The sequence below is a fragment of the Sphingomonas brevis genome, from assembly GCF_023516505.1.
Lineage (GTDB): Bacteria > Pseudomonadota > Alphaproteobacteria > Sphingomonadales > Sphingomonadaceae > Sphingomicrobium > Sphingomicrobium breve.
Map to the genome: position 1 here is coordinate 88,290 of NZ_JAMGBB010000001.1, position 21,862 is coordinate 110,151.

Annotated in this window: 17 protein-coding genes; 13 read left to right on the forward strand and 4 right to left on the reverse strand. The window is 64.4% G+C overall.

Annotated elements, in window-relative coordinates; translation table 11 throughout:
- The first annotated feature begins 7 nt into the window (after nucleotides 1-7).
- From odhB to LZ518_RS00480, 3 genes are all read left to right on the forward strand, one after another.
- Nucleotides 8-1,306, forward strand: coding sequence for a 2-oxoglutarate dehydrogenase complex dihydrolipoyllysine-residue succinyltransferase (odhB, locus tag LZ518_RS00470; protein WP_249914101.1), 1,299 nt, complete (start codon nucleotides 8-10; stop codon nucleotides 1,304-1,306).
- A 149-nt stretch (nucleotides 1,307-1,455) separates the two neighbouring features.
- Nucleotides 1,456-2,847 (forward strand): dihydrolipoyl dehydrogenase, encoded by a 1,392-nt coding sequence (gene lpdA, locus LZ518_RS00475; protein WP_249914102.1) that lies wholly within the window; start codon nucleotides 1,456-1,458, stop codon nucleotides 2,845-2,847.
- Nucleotides 2,848-2,997: 150 nt separating this feature from the next.
- Entirely contained in the window at nucleotides 2,998-3,699 is a 702-nt protein-coding gene (locus LZ518_RS00480) for a PepSY domain-containing protein (RefSeq protein ID WP_249914103.1), read from the forward strand.
- Here LZ518_RS00480 and sppA read toward each other — a convergent pair.
- The gene (gene sppA, locus LZ518_RS00485; protein ID WP_249914104.1) at nucleotides 3,692-5,563 is read right to left on the reverse strand and encodes a signal peptide peptidase SppA; all 1,872 of its coding nucleotides are present in this window, start codon (nucleotides 5,561-5,563) and stop codon (nucleotides 3,692-3,694) included. The two genes, LZ518_RS00480 and sppA, sit on opposite strands and share 8 nt — an antisense overlap.
- A gap of 112 nt (nucleotides 5,564-5,675) precedes the next feature.
- Between sppA and LZ518_RS00490 the strand changes: the two genes are divergently transcribed.
- The 3 genes from LZ518_RS00490 (at nucleotide 5,676) to groL (ending at nucleotide 9,501) form a co-directional block, all read left to right on the forward strand.
- Nucleotides 5,676-7,067: an MATE family efflux transporter gene (locus LZ518_RS00490; protein ID WP_249914105.1), complete on the forward strand. Its 1,392-nt coding sequence runs from the start codon at nucleotides 5,676-5,678 to the stop codon at nucleotides 7,065-7,067.
- 404 nt (nucleotides 7,068-7,471) lie between these two features.
- Nucleotides 7,472-7,759, forward strand: coding sequence for a co-chaperone GroES (gene groES, locus LZ518_RS00495; protein WP_249914106.1), 288 nt, complete (start codon nucleotides 7,472-7,474; stop codon nucleotides 7,757-7,759).
- A 101-nt stretch (nucleotides 7,760-7,860) separates the two neighbouring features.
- Nucleotides 7,861-9,501 carry a chaperonin GroEL gene (gene groL / locus LZ518_RS00500; protein WP_249914107.1) on the forward strand — a complete coding sequence of 547 codons (1,641 nt, stop codon included), beginning with the start codon at nucleotides 7,861-7,863 and terminating at the stop codon, nucleotides 9,499-9,501.
- A 9-nt stretch (nucleotides 9,502-9,510) separates the two neighbouring features.
- On the opposite strand, the gene LZ518_RS00505 is transcribed toward groL, so the two are convergent.
- Together LZ518_RS00505 and LZ518_RS00510 are read right to left on the reverse strand one after the other, a co-directional pair.
- Nucleotides 9,511-9,693: a hypothetical protein gene (locus tag LZ518_RS00505; protein WP_249914108.1), complete on the reverse strand. Its 183-nt coding sequence runs from the start codon at nucleotides 9,691-9,693 to the stop codon at nucleotides 9,511-9,513.
- A 103-nt stretch (nucleotides 9,694-9,796) separates the two neighbouring features.
- Nucleotides 9,797-10,036 carry a circumsporozoite protein gene (locus LZ518_RS00510; RefSeq protein WP_283938139.1) on the reverse strand — a complete coding sequence of 80 codons (240 nt, stop codon included), beginning with the start codon at nucleotides 10,034-10,036 and terminating at the stop codon, nucleotides 9,797-9,799.
- Nucleotides 10,037-10,238: 202 nt separating this feature from the next.
- On the opposite strand from LZ518_RS00510, the gene LZ518_RS00515 reads away from it, so the two are divergent.
- The 5 genes from LZ518_RS00515 (at nucleotide 10,239) to LZ518_RS00535 (ending at nucleotide 17,922) form a co-directional block, all read left to right on the forward strand.
- Complete coding sequence (locus LZ518_RS00515) at nucleotides 10,239-11,204, forward strand: ArsR/SmtB family transcription factor (protein ID WP_249914109.1); 966 nt, start codon at nucleotides 10,239-10,241, stop codon at nucleotides 11,202-11,204.
- Nucleotides 11,201-12,103 carry a methylenetetrahydrofolate reductase [NAD(P)H] gene (gene metF / locus LZ518_RS00520; RefSeq protein WP_249914110.1) on the forward strand — a complete coding sequence of 301 codons (903 nt, stop codon included), beginning with the start codon at nucleotides 11,201-11,203 and terminating at the stop codon, nucleotides 12,101-12,103. The genes LZ518_RS00515 and metF overlap by 4 nt, the downstream gene beginning before the upstream one ends.
- Nucleotides 12,100-13,140 carry a homocysteine S-methyltransferase family protein gene (locus LZ518_RS00525; RefSeq protein ID WP_249914111.1) on the forward strand — a complete coding sequence of 347 codons (1,041 nt, stop codon included), beginning with the start codon at nucleotides 12,100-12,102 and terminating at the stop codon, nucleotides 13,138-13,140. The genes metF and LZ518_RS00525 overlap by 4 nt, the downstream gene beginning before the upstream one ends.
- On the forward strand, nucleotides 13,137-15,761 hold the full coding sequence (gene metH / locus LZ518_RS00530) for a methionine synthase (protein ID WP_249914112.1): 2,625 nt from the start codon (nucleotides 13,137-13,139) through the stop codon (nucleotides 15,759-15,761). The genes LZ518_RS00525 and metH overlap by 4 nt, the downstream gene beginning before the upstream one ends.
- Before the next feature lie 160 nt (nucleotides 15,762-15,921).
- Entirely contained in the window at nucleotides 15,922-17,922 is a 2,001-nt protein-coding gene (locus tag LZ518_RS00535) for a protein-disulfide reductase DsbD family protein (protein ID WP_249914113.1), read from the forward strand.
- A gap of 80 nt (nucleotides 17,923-18,002) precedes the next feature.
- On the opposite strand, the gene LZ518_RS00540 is transcribed toward LZ518_RS00535, so the two are convergent.
- Nucleotides 18,003-19,628 carry an amidohydrolase gene (locus tag LZ518_RS00540; RefSeq protein ID WP_249914114.1) on the reverse strand — a complete coding sequence of 542 codons (1,626 nt, stop codon included), beginning with the start codon at nucleotides 19,626-19,628 and terminating at the stop codon, nucleotides 18,003-18,005.
- Between the two features lie 53 nt (nucleotides 19,629-19,681).
- Here LZ518_RS00540 and LZ518_RS00545 point away from each other — a divergent pair, with 53 nt between their 5' ends.
- Entirely contained in the window at nucleotides 19,682-20,911 is a 1,230-nt protein-coding gene (locus LZ518_RS00545; protein WP_249914115.1) for a threonine ammonia-lyase, read from the forward strand.
- Nucleotides 20,912-21,045: 134 nt separating this feature from the next.
- Nucleotides 21,046-21,852 carry an arginyltransferase gene (locus LZ518_RS00550; protein ID WP_249914116.1) on the forward strand — a complete coding sequence of 269 codons (807 nt, stop codon included), beginning with the start codon at nucleotides 21,046-21,048 and terminating at the stop codon, nucleotides 21,850-21,852.
- The last annotated feature ends 10 nt before the right edge of the window (nucleotides 21,853-21,862 follow it).

Below are 21,862 nucleotides of genomic sequence, written 5' to 3' on the forward strand. Positions count from 1 at the left end.
GCGACCCATGGCCACCGATGTGAAGGTCCCAGCACTGGGCGAATCAATCACCGAAGGGACGCTCGCCCAATGGCTCAAGCAGCCTGGCGAAGCGGTTGCCGCGGATGAGCCGATCGCCAGCCTGGAGACGGACAAGGTGTCGGTCGAGGTGCCGTCGCCGGTTGCCGGCACGATGAGCGAGCAATTGTTCAAGGAAGGCGACACGGTCGAAGTCGGCGCGGTGATTGCCCGGATCGGTGCGGCGGGGGAAGCTGCTGCGCCGGCTGCACCCGCGACAGGCCAGGGCCAGACGCAAGTCGCCGGTGCACAGGTCAATCCGGTCGGCGCGGGCGAAAATCCGGCGCTTCGAGAGGATCATGCCGCGGCCCCGGCCGACCATGCCGACCTGACGCTTTCGCCGGCGGTGCGCCGTGCGGTGCTGGAACTCCATGTCGATCCGTCGAAGATCCAGGGCACTGGCAAGGACGGCCGGCTGACCAAGGACGATGTGCTGGCGGCAGCAAAGGCAAAGGACGATTCGCCGGCTCCGGTCCATGAGCCGGAAGTGAAGGCTCCTGCGGTTGCTCCGGCACCGGCTCCCCAACCGGTCAGGGCGGCAAGCGGCGAGCGCCACGAAGAGCGGATCAAGATGACGCGCTTGCGCCAGACGATCGCTACCCGGCTCAAGGACGCCCAGAACACCGCCGCGCTGCTCACCACCTATAACGACGTCGACATGACGGCGGTGATCGACGCCCGCGCCCGCTACAAGGATTTGTTCGAGAAGAAGCACGGCATCCGGCTGGGCTTCATGGGCTTCTTCGTGAAGGCGGTGGCGCTGGCCGCGCGCGACGTGCCGTCGGTCAATGCCCGGATCGAAGGCGACGAGATCGTCTATTCCGACTTCCTCGACGTGTCGGTCGCGGTGTCGGCGCCGAAAGGCCTGGTCGTCCCGGTCATCCGCGATGCCGACAAGCTCAGTTTCGCCGAGATCGAGAAAGCGATCGCCGCCTATGGCAAGAAGGCCAAGGACGGCACTTTGACCGCCGATGACATGAAGGGCGGCACCTTCACCATTTCCAACGGCGGCGTATTCGGATCCTTGCTGTCGAGCCCGATCATCAACCCGCCGCAGTCGGCGGTGCTCGGCATGCACCGGATCGAGGAGCGCCCGGTGGTCCGCGACGGCCAGATTGTCGCCCGGCCGATGATGTACCTGGCTTTGAGCTACGACCATCGCCTGATCGACGGTCGCGAGGCGGTGACCTTCCTCGTCCGCGTCAAGGAAGCGATCGAGGACCCGACAAGGCTGCTGATCGACCTCTAGGCTGTCAGATGGGCCGGGGTGGATAAAATCGGTGACCTTGCCTATGTCGCCGCCAATTCAACTATCGGGCGTCGCCCCAGCGAAGGCTGGGGCCCATGTCGACGGCATGGATGCCAGCCTTCGCTGGCATGACGATAAAGGGAATTGGAATGGCTGATTTCGATTATGACGTGCTGGTGATCGGCTCCGGTCCCGGCGGCTATGTCGCGGCGATCCGCGCCGCGCAGCTCGGCCTCAAGACCGCCTGCGCCGAAGGGCGCGAAACGCTTGGAGGCACCTGCCTCAACGTCGGCTGCATTCCGTCCAAGGCCATGCTTCACGCGTCGGAATATTATGACGCCGCGGCAAATGGCTCCTTCGCCAAGCTCGGCATCAAGGTGAAGCCGGAATTGGACCTCGACACGATGCACGGCCAGCGCAAGGACGCGGTCAAGGGCCTCACCGGCGGCATCGAGTTCCTGTTCAAGAAGAACAAGATCGAATGGCTGAAGGGCTATGGCACCTTCACCGGTCCGAACAGCGTCAAGGTCGGCGACCGCACCGTCACCGCCAGGAATATCGTCATCGCCACCGGATCGTCGGTGACCCCGCTGCCGGGCGTCGAGATCGACCAGAAAGTGGTGGTCGACAGCACCGGCGCGCTCGAATTGGCCAAGGTGCCGGATCATATGGTGGTGATCGGCGGCGGCGTGATCGGGCTGGAGCTTGGCTCGGTCTGGCGCCGACTTGGCGCAAAGGTCACCTGCGTCGAATTCCTCGACCAGATCCTGCCCGGCTTCGACGGCGAGGTCCGCAAGGAAGCCAACAAGATCATGAAAAAGCAGGGGATCGAGTTCAAACTCGGGACCAAGGTCACCGGCGTCACCGTCAAGGGCGGCAAGGCAACCCTGACCGTCGAACCGGCCAAGGGCGGCGCTTCGGAAACGATCGAGGCCGATTGCGTGCTGGTATCGATCGGCCGCCGGCCCAACACCGAAGGGCTTGGTCTCGACAAGATCGGTCTCGCTACCAACAATCGCGGCCAGATCGAGACCGACCATGACTTCCGCACGTCCGTGCCCGGCGTCTGGGCTATCGGCGACGTCATCCCCGGCCCGATGCTCGCTCACAAGGCCGAGGACGAAGGGATTGCGGTCGCCGAGAATATTGCCGGACTGACCGGCATCGTGAACCACGACGTCATCCCGTCGGTGGTCTACACCATGCCCGAAATCGCCGGCGTCGGGCTGACCGAGGAACAGGCCAGGGAAAAGGGCGAGGTCAAGGTCGGCAAGTTCCCGATGCTCGCCAACAGCCGCGCCAAGACGAACCATGAGCCCGACGGCTTCGTGAAGGTCGTCGCCGATGCCAAGACCGACCGGGTGCTCGGCGTGTGGTGCATCGCCAGCGTCGCGGGCACGATGATCGCGCAGGCTGCGCAGGCGATGGAGTTCGGGGCCACCAGCGAAGACATCGCCTATACCTGCCACGCCCACCCGACCCATTCGGAGGCGCTCAAGGAAGCGGCCATGGCGGTGACGGGCAAGCCGATTCACATTTAGACCGGCTGCGTAACGGTTAACCCTAATCATATAAAAATCATGACGCGTGGGTGACGGGCGGCTAAGCAGCCGCCTTCGCTGATTCGTCGCCGGGGGCAGGGGTGCCATTCCGGGTGGACCTTCGGATCGAGTGAACGACCGGGGGGATTCATGGGAGCTGTTCGTACGAGGCTGCGCCGCTGGCACGTGTGGCTGGGGTGGCTAGTCGGCCTGCCGATGCTGTTCTGGACGGTGTCGGGACTGGTAATGGTCGCCAAACCGATTGAGGAAGTGCGTGGCGAGGAACTGATTTCCCCGCCGGGACCGATGCAAATCAGCGGACCGGTGGTGGCACCGCACGTCGTCGGTCGCCCGGTCGTCGCGATGACGCTTGAGCCGCGGGCCGACGGGCCGCGCTGGGAAATCGACTTCGAAGGCGGCGAGGAGCGCCTTGCGGATCCCGCGACCGGCCGGCTGCTGCCGCGCCTGGGGGCCGTCGACGCCGCCAGGGAGCTGATGGCTCGCTATACCGGGAAGGCAAAGGTCAGGGACGTCACGCGTGTCGATCCCGATCGTCCACCGCTCGAGCTTCGCCGGCCAATGGATGGCTGGCGCGTGGCGATGGACGACGACACCCATTTCTACGTCGATGGCGGCTCAGGTGAGATCATCGCCAAGCGCACCAGCTGGTGGCGCTTCTACGATTTTATGTGGGGCCTGCACATCATGGACCTGCAGGGCCGCGAAGACACTAACAACCCGTGGGTAGTGAGCTTCGCGACGCTGACGCTGCTGACCGTTTTGCTGGCGCTGGTGCTGTTGCCGCTGACCATCAGGCGCCGCCGCAACGGCAACGGCAACAGCGTCAACTAAAGCTTAGCCAGCGCGCCAGCCAGCCGCGATCCTCGGCACTGAGGCGCTGGCTCGCCACGACCGGCGGGCATTCGAGGCAGCGTGCCTGGATGGTCGGTCCGCTGAGGATCGAGCGCACCTCGGCGATTGCCCGGGCCAACATGCCTTCCGGTGCCGGACCAAGCGTCGCCAGCGCATCGGCCGGCGCGGAATCGTCGCTTGTTTCGTCGCCGGCGAGATCGGCGAACAGCATATCGGCGAAGCTGGGTTCTTCGGTGAGGTAGGTGAGGCCTCGCTCATCCTCGCCAAGCTTGGCCAGCTCAGCCGCTTTGGCCACCGCTTCGTTCATTCCGCCGAAGCCGTCGATCAGGCCCAGCTGCCGAGCCGAGCCGCCGTCCCATACCCGTCCCTGGGCGATACGATCGATATCGGCGGTCGACTTGTGCCGGGACTCGGCCACGATCGTCAGGAACTTGCGATAAACTTGCTCGACCCCGGCCTGGATCAGGGCGTTGGCCGCATCGGAAGGGCCCTTGAGCAGGTCGGGTTCGCCCGACAGCGGCGTGGTCTTGATGCCGTCGGCGCCGACTCCGAGCTTTGCCAGCGCGCCCTCGAAGCTTGGCAAAACGCCGAATACGCCGATCGACCCGGTGATGGTCGACGGCTCGGCGAACACATAATCGCCGGGGGTCGCGACCCAATAGCCGCCCGACGCGGCGACATTGCCCATCGAGACGACCACCGGAATCTTCCGTGCCTTGGCGGCAAGTAGCGATTGGCGGATGCGTTCGGCAGCTAGCGCGGAGCCGCCAGGGCTGTCGATGCGGACGATCAGCGCTTTCAGATCGTCGCGGGCAAGGCCCTTTTCGATCACTCGGGAGATTGTCTCGCCGCCGGCGCGGCCGGGGCCAGCCTTGCCGTCGACGATCTCTCCGGCGACAGTCACGACGCCGATCGGACCTTCGCTGCGGTCGACCGCCTCATTTTCATAATCGGCGAGCTTGATGCGCTGGTAGAGATGGGGACCATCGTCGTCCTTGCCGCCGAGTTGGGCCAGCCGCTCCTCATAGGCCCGCCGCTCGCCCAGCTTGTCGACCAGTTTCAGGTCCAACGCAGCCTTGGCCAGATCTCCACCCGCCGCCTGCGACACGGCGACCGGATCGGCCAACAGGCGATTGAGGCCCGGCATCGCCGCCGGACGAGTGCGCGCGATATCCTCTTTCCAGGTTTCGAGCAGGGCATCGCCGAGCGCCTGCGCATTTTCGCGCGCCTCGGGCGACATGTCGCTCCGCATAAAGGGTTCGACCGCCGACTTGTAGGTGCCGACCCGGTAGATGTTGGCGGTCACTCCAAGCTTGTCGAACAGACCCTTGAAATAAAGGTTGTTGCCGCCGGGGCCGGCCATCGCCACTGCGCCCATCGGCGGCAGCCAGACCTCGGAAGCGTGGGCTGCAAGCTGGTAACGGTCGTCGGTGTAGCCAGTGGCGAAGGCGACGACCGGCTTCCCACTTTTCCTCACTTCGTCCAGCTTCTCGCCGAGAGCGGCCAGCGCCGGCTGCCCGCCGCCGAGAAAGCCGTCGAGATCGAGCGCGATCGCCTTGACCCGGTCGTCATCCTTGGCCGCGTCAAGCGTGGCGACGAGGTCCCTCAACTCAAATTCGCGGGTGACGTTGCTTGCGCCGGCGATCGTCGAGAAGGGATCGGGCCGCTCGGCCTGCTCGACCAGCACTCCATCGAGGTCCATTGCCAGCACACCTTTGCCGACCGCCACCGGCCGTGCCGATAGCCCCGCATAGAGCAACCCGAAAAAGATCAGCATGAACAGGAGGACGAGCGCGTCCTTGATACCTACCAGCAGCGTCCAGATGGCCTTCACGAACCGCATCTTGTCCAAACTCCGTTCTTGTCCGCCTTGCCTAGAGCAGAAGCATCGGACGGCCCAAGGATTTTCGACCGATGGCTGTAGCGCGGAACGGCAAAGCTGCTAACCGGCTGCCATGGCCGCGACGATCGCCTCGACCACCTCCCGCAATGCCTGGCGCGACGAGCTTCGCGACACGCTGGCACTCGCCTGGCCGCTGATCCTCAGCAATCTGACCATGGCCGTGATCCAGGCCACGGACGTGGTGTTGATGGGTTGGCTCGGCGCCCGGCCGCTGGCCGCCTCAGCGCTCGGCATCAACCTGGTGTTTGCGTTCAGCCTGGTCTGCCTGGGACTGGTCACCGCATCGTCGCCGATGATGGCGACCGCACTTGGCGCCAAGTTACGTTCGGTCCGCGAGGTCCGCCGCACCTTCCGCCAGTCGCTGTGGATGATCCTGACGGTGATGGTGCCGATCTGGCTGATCCTGTGGCATTCGGAACCGATCATCCTGTCGCTGGGGCAGGAGCCGGCGCTGGCGCACGACGCGCAGACGTTCATCCACGGCTATATGTGGTCGATGGGGCCGTTCCTGCTGTTCCAGGCAATGCGCAACTTCGTTTCGGCGCTGGAGCGGCCTGGCTGGGTACTTGCGATCAGCCTGATCGGGATCCTGTTCAATGCGCTGCTTGGATATGGGCTGATCTTTGGGCATTTCGGCCTTCCCGCACTGGGCATCCTCGGCGGGGGGCTGGCAAGCTCGATCGTCTGGACGCTGCTGGCGATGATGCTGGGCCTGGTCATCCTGACGGACGGGCAATTCCGCCGCTATCATGTATTCGGCCGTTTCTGGCGTGCCGATTGGCCGCGTTACCGCAAATTGTGGAAAATCGGCTTCCCTATTGGCCTCGCCATGGGCTTCGAGGGCGGAGTGTTCAGTGCCGCGGCCTTTCTGATGGGCCTGATCAACGCGGAATCGGTCGCGGCGCATGCTGTCGCCCTGCAGATCGCGGCCTTGTCGTTTATGGTCCCCTGGGGTCTTAGCCAGGCGGCGACCGTGCGGGTGGGGCTGTTCCTTGGCCGCCGCGACCCGATCGGAATTACTCGCGCCGGCTGGACCGCCTGGGTGCTGGGCGTCGGCTTCATGGCGCTGATGGCGATCCTGATCTGGTCGATCCCGCGCGAGCTCATTACTCTCTTCCTTGAAGATACGCCGGAGAATGCGACGGTGATCGGGCTCGGCGTGTCGTTCCTCGCCATCGCCGCCGTTTTCCAGGTGGCCGATGGGGCGCAGGTGGTCGGCGCCGGCATGCTGCGCGGCCTTCACGACACGCGTGTGCCGATGCTCTTCACCTTCGTCGGCTATTGGGCGATCGGCATCGGCATCGGTGCATGGCTCGCCTTCAGCCAGGGCTGGAACGGGCAAGGCATCTGGACTGGGCTTGCGATCGGACTGGCGATCGTCGCGGTGCTGATGGTCTGGCGCTGGACGCGCCGCGATAACCTCGGTCTGACGCGGTTCCGGTAAGAAACCCGTTTAAGCGTAGGAAAATCGGAACCGGAACCAGTTGGGGATCGGGCGCTGCCAGCGTACGGGCTTGATAACGACTTGGGCATGCCGGCAGCGCCCTCACTCCCGTGCGTGCAGGAGCTGACCGAAGGAATCGCGTCTCTAGCGAATCGTTGCCAGTGAATTGCGATCAGGCGCGCCACGGCACGATAAACAGTTCGCCGATGCGTCCAACCATCGCGGCATCAGGCCAGACCGAAGACGGCACGGGATGCCGCCTCCTGACCCGCTTGTGAAATTTCCGGTCGCTACAGGTGTTGACGGGTAGGAATGCCCGACCCATATGCGCCCCATCGCTGGCACTCTTGTAGTAGGAGTGCCAAGCATTACTTCAATTTGTAGACGCAAAAGGGTCAAGCAACATGGGTTTCAGGCCGCTTCATGACCGTGTCCTCGTCCGCCGGGTCGAGGCCGAGGAAAAGACCGCGGGCGGGATTATCATTCCCGACACCGCCAAGGAAAAGCCGCAGGAAGGCGAAGTCGTTGCCGTCGGCACCGGCGCCCGCGCCGATGACGGCAAGGTGACCCCGCTGGACGTCAAGGCCGGCGACAAGATCCTGTTCGGCAAATGGTCGGGCACCGAAGTGAAGATCGAGGGCGAAGACCTGATCATCATGAAGGAAAGCGACATCTTGGGCATTGTTGGCTGAAGCCAGCGATGACCAACCCCGGCGAAGGCCGGGGCCCAGTCAAACAAATTCAATCTGGGTTCCCGCTTTCGCGGGAATGACGAGAAGAAGGGATTGCTGAAATGGCAGCCAAGGACGTGAAATTTAGCCGGGACGCGCGCGAGCGCATCCTCAAGGGCGTCGACATCCTCGCCGACGCCGTCAAGGTGACGCTGGGCCCCAAGGGCCGCAACGTCGTCATCGACAAGAGCTTCGGCGCTCCGCGCATCACCAAGGACGGCGTCACCGTCGCCAAGGAGATCGAGCTCAAGGACAAGTTCGAGAACATGGGCGCGCAGATGCTGCGCGAGGTTGCCTCGAAGACCAACGACATTGCCGGTGACGGCACCACCACCGCAACCGTGTTGGCCCAGGCCATCGTCCGCGAGGGCATGAAGTCGGTCGCGGCCGGCATGAACCCGATGGACCTCAAGCGCGGCATCGACCTCGCCGTCGGCAAGGTCGTCGAGGACCTGAAGGCCCGTTCCAAGCCGGTTTCGGGTTCCAACGAGATCAGCCAGGTCGGCGTCATCTCGGCCAACGGCGACACCGTCGTCGGCGAGAAGATCGCCGAGGCGATGGAGAAGGTCGGCAAGGAAGGCGTGATCACCGTCGAGGAAGCCAAGGGTCTCGAGTTTGAACTCGACGTCGTCGAGGGCATGCAGTTCGACCGCGGTTACCTGTCGCCTTACTTCATCACCAATCCGGAGAAGATGTCGGTCGAACTGGCCGATCCCTACATCCTGATCCACGAGAAGAAGCTGTCGAACCTGCAGGCGATGCTGCCGATCCTCGAAGCGGTTGTTCAGAGCGGCCGTCCGCTGCTGATCATCGCCGAGGATATCGAGGGCGAGGCTTTGGCCACGCTCGTCGTCAACAAGCTTCGCGGTGGCCTCAAGGTCGCGGCGGTCAAGGCGCCGGGCTTCGGCGATCGCCGCAAGGCGATGCTCGAGGATATCGCGATCCTGACGGGCGGCGAGATGATTTCCGAGGATCTCGGCATCAAGCTGGAGAATGTCACGGTCGGCATGCTCGGCACCGCCAAGCGCGTCACCATCGACAAGGACAACACCACCCTGGTCGACGGCGCCGGCACGCATGAGGCGATCAAGGCCCGCACCGAGGCGATCCGCCAGCAGATCGAGAACACCACCAGCGACTATGACCGGGAAAAGCTCCAGGAGCGTCTTGCCAAGCTTGCCGGCGGCGTTGCCGTGATCAAGGTTGGCGGCGCGTCAGAGGTTGAGGTCAAGGAGCGCAAGGACCGCGTCGATGACGCGCTCCACGCGACCCGCGCCGCGGTTGAGGAAGGTATCGTCCCGGGCGGCGGCACCGCCCTGCTCTATGCCACCAAGGCGCTTGACGGCCTCAAGGGCGTCAATGACGACCAGACCCGCGGCATCGATATCGTTCGCAAGGCGCTCTATTCGCCGGTCCGCCAGATTGCCCAGAACGCCGGCCATGACGGCGCGGTGATCTCGGGCAAGCTGCTCGAGGGCAAGGACGAGAAGCTGGGCTTCAACGCCCAGACCGAAGTCTATGAGGACCTGGTCAAGGCTGGCGTGATCGACCCGACCAAGGTCGTCCGCACCGCGCTCCAGGACGCTGCGTCGGTCGCGGGTCTGCTGATCACCACCGAAGCGGCGGTCAGCGAAATGCCCGAGGACAAGCCGGCAATGCCGATGGGCGGCGGCATGGGCGGAATGGGCGGAATGGACTTCTAAGCCAGTCGCCTACTGCTGAAGATTGGAAGGGGCGGCGTCTTCGGACGCTGCCCCTTCTTCATTGGCTAGGCCATTGAGCATCGCCTCGGCGTCGTTCAGCCGATCGGATTCTTCCGCGGTCGGCGCCTGCGGCTGCTCCTCACGGTTGCAGGCGGTCAGGAGCAGGGCCGAAGCAACAAGAATCTGTTTCATGTCGGCCAGGGTAGCATTTTGGCCGGATATGAAAAAAGAGCCGCCCGGACTTGCCGGACGGCCCTTCTATTCGCTTTGCCGTCAGCGACGGCGAGCCCGCACCTTAGTTGGTGGCGTTCTCGGCGGCGTTCGCGACCGCATCGCCAGCGTTCTCAACCGCGTCGCCGGCGTTCTCGACGGCGTTGCCAGCCGCGTCGAGCGCGTTGTCGACGGTCATCGCAGCGTTGGCGTCGGTTTCGACGGCGTTTTCAACCGCAGTGTTGTCAGCGGCGTTCTCGGTCTTGGTTTCGCACGCGGCAAGGCCGAGCGCGAGGACCGCAACGGTCAGTGCAACCTTCTTCATGATCGTTCCATTCCTTGCTTATGGGGAGCTGCCTTCCTTTCGGAAAACTGCTCCGGCTCGGCCTCACGCAAGCGTCAGGCCAGCGGCCGGAAATATTGAGGTTTTGCGCGTCACGCAATCGTCATTTGTGTCGTGGCCAAAAACTTTGCTCAAAAGGCATCTCCGATTGACGGATATAAAGACTTCCTTATATCCTTATTCCGTGACCCGGGATCTCAAGCTAGCCGCGCTTTTTCAGGCGTTGGCCGATCCGACGCGGCTGCGCATTTTGGCGCTGCTGCGGGCCATGGAGCTGTCGGTTGGCGAATTGGCACAACTGCTCGGGCAGAGCCAGCCGCGCGTTTCGCGCCATGTTCGAATCCTCAGCGACTCGGGCCTGATCGGCCGGCGCAAGGAGGGCAGCTGGGTTTACCTGCAGCTGGCGGATCCTGAGCGGACCGAACCGCTGTTCGATCTTTACCGTGGCTTCGACAGCGAGGGTGAGTTGCAGTTCGCGGCGGACGCGGCCCGGCTGGATTCGGTTCGCGCCGACCGCGCCGAAGCTGCCCGTCGCTATTTTGAAGCCCATGCCGCGACCTGGGACAGCATCCGGTCGCTGCACATCGCCGATGCCGAGATTGAGCGCGCCATTGCCGGCCTTTTGGCGGACCGGCCGATCGGCGCCTTGCTCGACATCGGCACCGGCACCGGTCGGATGCTCGAGCTGTTCGCGCCCAAGGCAAGAAGCGCGGTCGGGATTGATCGATCCTCGGAAATGCTGAGGCTGGCCCGGGTCAAGCTGCAGGAAGCGGGCATTTTGGGCGCCAGCCTGCGCCAGGGCGACATGAACGCGCTTCCGCTAACCGACCGCAGCGTCGACAGCATCATCCTCCACCAGGTGCTACACTATGCGCAGCAGCCTGGTGCTGCGATTGCCGAGGCCGCACGGGTACTTAGCCCTGGCGGGCGGCTGCTGGTGATCGATTTCGCCCAGCACGATCGGGCTGAGCTCAAAGAGCAGGATGCGCACCTCCGCCTCGGTTTTGCCGACGACGCGATGCGCGGCTGGTTCGCCGCGGCAGGGCTGGAGCTGGACCGGACCGAGCGGCTCGGCGGCGGTGAACTGACTGTGATTATCTGGCGGGGGGTCAAGGCCGCTGCCTCGGGCCGGGAGCGAGCTGCGGCATGAACCGTCAAAGCCAGCTTGCGATCGAAACCCACGCGCCGCTGTTCGCCGAACCGCGCGGCGACATACAGCTTAGCTTCGAATTCTTCCCGCCGAAGACCGATGCAATGGCCGAAACGCTGTGGCGATCGATCGAGACGCTCGCGCCATTGAAGCCGCGATTCGTGTCGGTGACCTACGGTGCGGGCGGCTCGACCCGCGAGCGCACGCACACGACGGTCGAGCGGATTGCGAGGGAGACCGGCCTCACCCCGGCCGCGCATCTCACCTGCGTCGGCGCGACGCGGGATGAGATTGATGCGATAGCCCGCAGCTATTGGGATGCGGGCGTGCGGCATATCGTCGCGCTGCGCGGCGATCCGCCCGAGCAGGGTCAGCGCTATGCGCCGCATCCGGACGGCTATGCCAACGCCGCAGCGCTGGTTGCTGGCCTCAAGGCCGTGGCGCCGTTCGAAATCTCGGTCGCGGCCTATCCGGAGATTCATCCCGATTCCGAGTGCGCGCAAAGCGATCTCGACAATCTGCTGAGGAAAATCGACGCCGGAGCCGACCGCGCGATCACCCAATTCTTTTTCTCCGCGGACTGCTTCTTCCGCTTCCGCGACAAGCTCGCCGAGATTCGGCCCGGCGTCGAAGTGGTGCCGGGCATCTTGCCAGTCACCAACGTCGCGACGACGCGCCGCTTCGCCGGCCAGTGCGGCGCCGCAATTCCCGACTGGATGGACCGGCTGTTCGAAGGATTGGACGAGCTACCGCAGGCGCGGCAATTGGTTGCTGCGACGGTGGCCGGGGAACTGTGCGGCCAGCTCTATGCAGGCGGCGTACGCCACTTCCATTTCTATACATTGAACCGGGCGGAGCTGGCCTATGCCATCTGCCACTTGTTGGGGGTGCGCGCATGAGTTCCGCGAACGAGTTTCGCAGCGCGGCGGCGGAGCGCATCCTGGTCAAGGACGGCGCCTATGGCACGCTGATCCAGTGCGAAGGGCTGAAGGAGGCTGACTATCGCGGCGACCTGGCGCTCAATCACGACCAGAAGGGCAACAACGACCTGCTCAACCTGACCCAGCCGGCCATCATCCGCAAAATCGCGGAGAGCTTCGTCTCGTCGGGCGCGGACATCCTTGCCACCAACACGTTCAATGCCAATCGCATCAGCCAGTCGGATTATGGCGCGGAAGCACTCGTACCGGAGATTAATCGCGCCGCGGCACTGATCATCCGTGAGGTGATCGACGGTGCCGGGGACGGCCGCAAGCGCTGGGTTGCCGGCGCGATCGGCCCGACCAACAAGACGCTTTCGCTGTCACCCGATGTGAACGACCCGGGCTTTCGCGAAGTGACCTTCGCCGAAGTGAAGGCGGTCTATCGGGAGCAGATCGACGCGCTGGTGGAAGGCGGAGTCGACTTCGTCCTGATCGAGACTGTTTTCGATACGCTGAACTGCAAGGCGGCGATCATGGCGGCGCTTGAGGCGGAGCAGGAGCTCGGCCGTGAGCTGCCGATCATGATTTCGATGACGCTGACCGATCTTAGCGGCCGCAACCTCAGCGGGCATACGGTCGAGGGGTTCTGGGCCAGTGTTCGCCATGCCAGGCCATTGACGATAGGGCTGAATTGCTCGTTCGGCGCGGCGCAGCTGAGGCCCCATCTGGCCGCCCTGGCTCGGAGTGCGGAGACGCTGGTGATGGCCTATCCCAATGCCGGCCTCCCCAACGAGCTTGGCTGCTACGACGAAGCGGCCGAGGAGACGGCGGCACAGGTCCGCGAATGGCTTGATGAGGGGCTGGTCAACATAGTCGGCGGCTGCTGCGGAACGACACCGGCGCACATTGCCGCGATCGCAGGGGCGGCCACGGGTGCCGCGCCGCGTTCAATACCCGCCCCACCGAACACCACGATGCTCTCTGGCCTCGAACCGATGGTGCTGGCGGCGTGAATGACTTCTCCAGCGCCGGTCTGGGCGCGCGTTTCGTCAACATCGGCGAGCGAACCAACGTCACCGGATCGGCCAAGTTCAAGAAGCTGGTCCTGGCCGGCGACTATGACGCCGCCGTCACCGTAGCGCGCGACCAGGTCGAGGCCGGGGCGCAGATCATCGACGTCAACATGGACGAGGCGCTGCTCGACGGCGAAAAGGCCATGGCGACCTTCCTCAAGCGCCTGGCAGCCGAGCCCGACATTGCCCGAGTGCCGGTGATGATCGACAGTAGCAAGTGGAGCGTGATCGAGGCCGGGCTTCAGTGCGTTTCCGGTAAGCCGATCGTCAATTCCATCAGCCTCAAGGAAGGTGAGGGACTGTTCCTACAAGCGGCACGCAAGGTACGAGCCTATGGCGCTGCCGTGGTCGTCATGGCGTTCGACGAGACGGGGCAGGCCGATACCAGGCAGCGCAAGGTCGAGATTTGCGAGCGTGCCTATAAGCTGCTGGTCGCCGACGGCTTCCCACCCGAAGACATCATCTTCGACCCCAATGTCTTCGCCATCGCCACTGGCATCGACGAGCATCGCCGCTACGCGATCGACTTCATCGAGGCCACCAGGGAGATCCGCATCCGCTGCCCCTACGCCCATATTTCGGGCGGACTGTCGAACCTCAGCTTTTCGTTTCGCGGCAATGAGCCAGTGCGCCGCGCAATGCACTCCGTGTTCCTCTATCACGCAATCCCTGCCGGGATGGACATGGGCATCGTCAATGCCGGGCAGCTGGACGTTTATGACGAAATCGACCCCGAGCTGCGCGAAGCGTGCGAGGACGTCATCTTCGACAAGCGCGACGATTCGACCGAACGGCTGATCGCACTGGCCGAGCGCTTCCGCGGTACCGACGCAGCGGAAGAGAAGAAGGCCGCGGAGTGGCGCGGCTGGCCGGTGCGCGAACGGCTGAGCCACGCGCTGGTCAAAGGTATCGACGAGCATATCGTCGCCGACACGGAAGAGGCGCGGCTGGAGATCGCCAAGAACGGTGGACGTCCGATCGAAGTGATCGAAGGCCCGCTGATGGACGGCATGAACGTGGTCGGCGACCTGTTCGGATCGGGCAAGATGTTCCTGCCCCAGGTGGTGAAGTCGGCGCGGGTAATGAAGCGGGCGGTCGCGCACCTAATCCCCTTCATTGAGGAGGAGAAGGAAAAGTCGGGATCCACGCAGGGCAAGGGCCGGATCGTCATGGCGACGGTCAAGGGCGACGTTCACGACATCGGCAAGAACATCGTCGGCGTGGTCTTGCAGTGCAACGGCTTCGAAGTGATCGACCTCGGCGTGATGGTACCCTGGCAACAGATCTTGCAGGCCGCCAACGACAATAAGGCGGACATGATCGGACTTAGCGGCCTGATCACTCCGTCGCTGGACGAGATGGTAACGGTCGCCGACGAAATGCAGCGTGCGGACATGCGCTTGCCGCTGCTGATCGGCGGTGCCACGACGAGCAAGGCGCACACCGCGCTGAGGATCGATCCTGCCTATAATGGGCCGGTGATCCATGTGCTGGACGCCAGCCGCGCGGTCGGCGTGGCTTCGTCCCTGGTGTCGGATACGCAGCGCGATCCCTTCGTCAGCGCGACCGCGGTCGATTACGACAAGATCCGAGTGGCGAGGGAAGGACGCGGCCACAGCGAGCTTGCGAGCTTGGCGGAAGCGCGCGCCAATGGCTTTGTCTATGACCCAACCGGCAAGGCACCGCCGCCGCAATATCCGGGTCTGCATCACTTCGGCGAATGGCCGCTGAAGGATTTGAAGGCCTCGATCGACTGGACGCCCTTCTTCCGCGCCTGGGAGCTAGCGGGCACCTATCCGGCCATCCTCGACGACCCGGTCGTCGGGGAAAGCGCGCGGAGCCTGTTCAAGGACGCCCAGGCGATGCTCGACCAGATCATCGCCGAGCGCTGGGTGACGCCCAAGGGCACAGTCGGGCTGTGGCGCTGCCGACGCGAGGGCGACGACGTGCTGATCCTTGCCGGTAACGACTGGACCCGTGTTCCCTTCCTCCGCCAGCAGGTGAAGAAGCGTGAGGGGCGGCCAAACATGTGCCTGGCCGATTTCATCGATCCTGACGGCGAGGACTGGATCGGCGGGTTCGCGGTCGGAATCCACGGGCTGGAGCCGCATCTCGAGCGATTCAGGCAGACCGTCGACGACTATGACGACATCTTGCTCAAGGCGCTGGCCGACCGATTGGCCGAGAGCTTCGCGGAAGTATTGCACCACCATGTCCGCAACCGGCTGTGGGACTATGCGGACGAGCACTTCACGAACGAGGAGCTGATCCGCGAGAAATATCACGGTATCCGCCCCGCGCCCGGCTATCCGGCCTGTCCGGACCATTCGCTGAAGCCTGTGCTGTTCGAAATGCTCGGCGGGGCACCAGGCGAAGTGACGCTGACCGAGAATTTCGCGATGCTGCCGACGTCGGCGGTGTCGGGATTCTACTTTGCCCATCGCGATTCCAGCTACTTCGGCGTGGCGCGGATCGGGCAGGATCAGCTGGAGGAATATGCCGTCCGGCGCGATGTCGAAGTCGATCAGGCCGCAAAATGGTTGAGACCCAATCTCGACTAGCGAAAACGCTCGGGCTAACGGTTCGAACGTGACCCCATTCTCGTCATCCCCGCGGAAGCGGGGACCCAGATTTTTTGTTTCGCTAGGTTCCATGCCCGGCATGCGGCACCGTGTGGGGCACGGTGCCGTCCGGGCATTTCGCGGGAATGACGGATTTTGGTTGATCATTTGGCTCCTCTTTTGCTCGCTTGCGTCGCCTGCCGCGGCGCAGCCAGCGCCGCGCGAGAACGCCATCCGGCCGGAACTGATCGCGGAAGGCCCCGCAACTCCCGGAGGCGAGGTCGAGCTCGCGATCGTCATGCACACCAGCCCGGGATGGCACGGCTATTGGGTCAATCCAGGCGACGCCGGGCTGCCCATGGAAATCAAGTGGCAGCTGCCTGAAGGCGCCGGGCTGGGACCGTTGCGGTTCCCCGTTCCGGATCGGCTGCTGGTCGCGGGCATCGTCAACTATGTCTACGAGCGCGACCATGCGCTGCTGACCCGGCTGACCGTTCCGAAGGATGCCAGCGGGGTGCTGCCGCTTCGGGCCGACGCGCAGTGGTTGGCCTGTACCGACAAGGTTTGCGTTCCCGAGCGGGGCACCATCTCGCTCGACCTTCCGGTCGGGGCAGGCCCTGCGACCGATCGCGCCCGGTTCGACGAGTGGCGGCGAGCGCTTCCGCGGCCGCTGGCCAGTCCGGCGAGGTTTGCAGCCACCAAGGACAAGCTTGAGATCGCCATCCCGTTGCCGGCCAGCGTTGAGCTGGACCAGCCCTATTTTTTCCCGGCTGACGACGGGCCGATCGATTATGCCGCGCCGCAGGGCTTCCGGCGGAAGGGCGATGTGCTGATTGCGGAGCTCAAACGCCGCCGCGGCGACCCCGGGGGGCTGTCGGGCGTACTTGCGCTGGGCGACGGAACAGGGCTGCAGATCAACGCGGTGCCGGGCGAAGTGCCGTCGGATGGCCGCTATCTCGGTAGCCCGGGAACCAGCGCGGTCGTCTACGCAATCCTCGGCGCGCTGCTCGGCGGAATATTGCTCAACCTCATGCCATGCGTCTTCCCGATCCTGGCGCTAAAGGCTTTTCATCTCGCCAAGGCCGGCGGCGGTGAGCGCGAGGCCCGGCGGGATGCGCTTGGCTATGCCGCGGGCGCGGTCATCGGCACCGGAGCGCTTGGGCTCGGCCTGCTTGCAATCAGGGCCGCTGGAACCGAGGCCGGTTGGGCCTTCCAGCTGCAGGATCCGCGAACCATCCTACTTCTCCTCCTGCTGACCACTGCGATCACGATGAACCTGCTGCGCCTGTTCGAGCTGCCGGCCATCGCCGCATCGGCCCTGCCCAGCACCAGCTTTGGCACCGGCGCGCTGGCCGCCTTCGTCGCGACGCCCTGCGCGGGTCCGTTTCTGGGCGCGGCCCTTGGCACGGCGCTGCTGCTTCCCGCGGCCGGATCGCTGCTGGTGTTTGCCGCGCTAGGTCTTGGGCTCGCGATTCCGTTCCTGCTGCTGGCCTTTGTCCCGGCGCTGCGCAGCCGGCTGCCAAAGCCGGGGCCGTGGATGGTACGGTTCCAGCGATTCCTGGCGATTCCAATGGCGGCGACTGCAATCGGTTGCCTCTGGCTCCTGTGGCGGCTGGGCGGCGCCTTTGCGCTGGAGATCGGCCTTGGAACGGCGGCGATGTTCGCGGCGCTGCTGGCGACGGGCGGCTATTTGCAACGCAAGGAAAAGCAGACTGGCTATCTCGCGAGCCTGCTGGCGGTCGTGGTAGGTGCGGCGGCCATCTGGACGCTCGGCACATCCATGACCCACCGCGCGGCTGATGCCGAGCGTGAGCGGCAGGATTCGGGGGCTTGGAGCGAAGCGACGGTCAAGGCTGATCTAGCCGCCGGCAACCCGGTATTCGTCTATTTCACCGCCGACTGGTGCCTGACCTGCAAGGTCAATGAGGCGGCCGCGATCAACCGCGCCGAGGTGCGCAAGACGCTGCGGGCCAAGGGCGTTATCGTGCTTGCCGGCGACTGGACCAATGGCGATCCCGTCATCACCCGCTTTCTGGAGAGCCGGGGCAGGGCCGGCGTTCCGCTTTACCTGTGGTATGAGCCCGGCCAGGCCGAGCCCGAGGAGCTGCCGCAGCTATTGACCCCGGCCATGCTCGTGGAAAGGGCAGAGCGCCGCCGCTGATCGTCATTGCGACCCCAGCGTAGGCCGGGGGAAGCAATCCAGTCTGGATTGCCGCGTCCTTCGGCTTCTCGCAACGACGGCTATTTCTTCTCCCAAACCTTTTTTCCCGCCACCCAGGTCTGCAGAACCTGCGTCCGGGCAAGAGCCTGTGGGTCGACGCTGGCGACGTCGCGATCGACAATGATGAAGTCGGCCCATTTGCCGGGATCGAGGCCGCCGATTCGCGTTTCAGCGAAGCCGGCATAGGCCGCGCCGCGGGTGAAGCCGGCCAGTGCTTGGGGAAAGCTGACACGCTCATCCGGCAGCCATCCGCCCGGCGGCTGGCCGTTCATATCCTGCCGGCTGACCGCGGCAGCGAGGCCGGGGAAGGGGTTGGGGCTTTCGACCGGAAAGTCGGAGCCGAAAGCAATCGGGATGCCCAGCTTTTCGACCGACTGCCAGGCATAGGCGCCCTTGAGCCGATCCGGGCCGAGCCTGGCTTCCGCCATCAGCCGGTCGCTGGTCTGGTGGGTCGGTTGCATCGAGGCGACGATGCCGGCGGGTTTCAAGCGCGGAATGTCGGCCGGGTCGGCGATCTGGAAATGCTCGATCCGCCAACGACGGTCCTTGCCGTAAGTCGAGGACAGCTTCTCATAAGTCGCGATGACCTGGGCGTTAGCGGCATCGCCGATCGCATGTATCGCCACCTGGTAGCCACCCGCAGCGGCGGCATTGGCCTGCTCCAGGATCTGCGCATCGGTGAGGAACTGCAGGCCCCGCGTGTCCGGCATGTCGTGATAGGGGGTTTTGAGCCAGGCACCTCGCGAGCCTAGCGCGCCGTCGGCGTAAAGTTTGACGCCGCCGAGATGCAGCCGGTCGCCGTAGAGCCATTCGCTCGGCCGGCCGCCGTTGATTTCCTTCATGCCCGGAATTCCGCCGGCGTAGCTCATCACGCGGACGGTTAGGGTTCCCGCCGCACCAGCGCGGTTCATCGCTGCCCAGCCGTCGGGGGAGGTGCCCATGTCGGCGGCGGCTGTCAGGCCGACCGAGAGCATCATCCGCTGGACAGCGACCATCGCGGCATCCTGCTCCGCCGGCGTGGGCGCCGGAATCCGCGATTCAATCAGGCTCATTGCATTGTCGACGAACAGCCCATTCTCGATCCGGCCGCCCGAGGGCGCCTGCGTATTGAGCGCGAAACCGGCCGCCTGCATGGCGGCGCTGTTGGCGATGGCGGCATGGCCGTCGACCCGGCTGAGCCAAACCGGCCGATCGCCAACCACCGCATCGATATCGGCGGAGGTCGGAAAACGCTTGTCAGGCCACAGCTCCTGGTTCCAGCCGCGGCCGAGGATCCAACGGGCGTTGGGGTTGGCCTCGGCATAGGCTTTAAGCCGCGACTGTAGTTCGGCCAGCGAGCTGGCGCCGGTAAGGTCGAGCTGCAGCGCGGTAAAGCCGAGCTCCATGACATGGCCGTGGGCGTCGATCAGGCCCGGAAGGACCGTCTGCCCCTTGGCATCGACCACATCCGTGCCGGGCATCAGCTTCAGCCGTTCACCATGCAGCAGTCGCTTCACCTTCCCGTCTTCGCCGATCAGGATGCCGGTAAACCGCTCCAACTTGCCATTGGCATCGACCTGGATGCCGTTGGTGTTGGTCACCAGCGTGTCGGCCAGGGCTGAAGAGGAAGCGAGGAGCGCTGTGAGCGCGAGCAGGGTTGTTCGCATGTCCGCTCCGATAGCATTGTTTGCCGCTTCGGGAAGGTCTAGGCGGGCAATCCATGGATGCCCCGACCAAGACCCGCCCGACTCTTGACGATATTCGCGCCGCCGCGGAGCGCATCAAGGGGTCGGTTATCCGCACTCCGATGCTCAAGAGCCGTACCCTGTCGGAAATCGCCGATGCGGAAGTTTGGCTGAAATTCGAGAATCTCCAGTTCACGGCCGCCTACAAGGAGCGTGGCGCGCTCAACAAGCTGCTGCAACTGACGGAAGAGGAACGGTCGCGCGGCGTCGTTGCTGCGTCGGCGGGCAATCATGCCCAGGCAGTTGCCTATCACGGCCGCAGGCTGGGTATTCCGGTGACGATCGTCATGCCGGTGTCGACGCCGATGATCAAAGTCACCCAGACCGAGGGCCATGGCGCCAACGTCGTGCTGCATGGCGAGCGTTTCGACGATGCTTATGATCATGCCCGCGAGCTTGAGGCCGAACGTGGCTTCATCTTCGTGCACCCGTTCGACGACGTCCAGGTGATGGCGGGGGCGGGAACGGTCGCGCTGGAAATGCTGGAGGATGCTCCCGACCTCGACATGCTGGTGATCCCCATCGGCGGCGGGGGACTGATTTCGGGCGTGTCGACGGCCGCCAAGGCACTGAAGCCTGGAATCCAGGTCGTTGGGGTCGAGGCAGAGCTCTATCCGTCCATGAAGAATGTGGTCGACGGCGGCAATGGCGAGATCGGCGGCGATACGCTGGCCGAGGGCATCGCCGTCAAGGAGCCGGGCCAGCTGACCAGGGCAATCATCGGCGATCTGGTCGACCGCATCGACCTGGTCAGCGAAAATGAGCTCGAACATGCGGTATCGATGCTGGTCAACATCGAGAAGACGGTGGTCGAGGGCGCCGGTGCGGCTGGGCTCGCGGCGATCCTGGCCGAGCCGGAGCGCTTCCGCGGCCGTAAGATCGGCACGACGCTGTGCGGCGGCAATATCGACAGCCATCTGCTGGCCAATGTACTGGTCCGCGAGCTGGTCCGCTGCGGCCGCATCGCACGCCTTCGGATCGCGGCGCAGGACCGGCCAGGCGCGTTGGCAGCAATTACAGCCAAATTCTATGAATGCGGCGTCAACATCATCGAAACCAACCACCAGCGGGTGTTCAGCCGGCGGCCGGCCAAGGATACGGTGATCGAAGTCGAGTGCGAGGCGCGGGATAGCCGGGCGATCGATACGCTGGTCGATCACCTGGAAGAAGCCGGCTTCCACGTCGACCGCGCCGAGCTCGATTAGGCTGTCCTGCTTGATTCCGTCCCCTTGCGGCACACCCGGGCCCATTAACCCTCTTTCCGGGCGTCGAACTCTTTTCATTCGCGTTTACTAGTCGCATAAAGGGTTTCGTAACCATTGCAGAAGGCCGGGATGAAGTGAGCGCACCATTTCGCTTCCCCAAGTTCTTTGTAACGAACCCTTCGCCGTGCCCTTATTTGCCGGGCAAGGTCGAGCGCAAGGTTTTCACCGAGTTGAATGGCCGCAATTCCGGCGAGCTTAACGAGGCGCTTGGACGCATCGGTTTCCGCCGGTCGCAATCGGTCGCCTATCGCCCAAGCTGTGTCGATTGCTCGGCATGCGTATCGGTCCGAGTGATGGCCGGCGAGTTTACTCCGAACGCCACTCAGCGAAAGATTTTGCGCCGACATGCCGACCTGGAGGTCAGCGCCTGCCGGCCGTGGAGCACCGAGGAGCAATATGCGCTGCTCCGCCGCTACCTCGGCCAGCGCCACCCGGGCGGCGGAATGGCCGAGATGGACGAACAGGACTATGCGGACATGATCGAGCAGACGCCGGTCCGCACCTATGTCATCGAATATCGCGAGCCATCGATCGACGGGCGTCCGGGAAAGCTTGTCGGAGCCTGCCTCAGCGACCAGCAGGGCGACGGGCTCAGCATGATCTACAGCTTCTATGATGTCGGCGAAGGGGCTAGAAAAGGCCTCGGCACCTACATCATCCTCGACCATATCGTCCGCGCTGCACGCGCCGGGCTGCCCTATGTCTACCTTGGCTATTGGGTCGAGGGGTCGGACCGGATGGCCTATAAGGCGAGCTTCCGCCCGATGGAGCGGCTTGGCCGTGACGGCTGGCGCCGGATGGATGCCCTGGAGCCAGAACCGGCGATTGTCGACCGTCCGTTGCCGGCCCGTTCGCCGCGCCGAATCCTGGTCGACGCCTAATATATTTCTT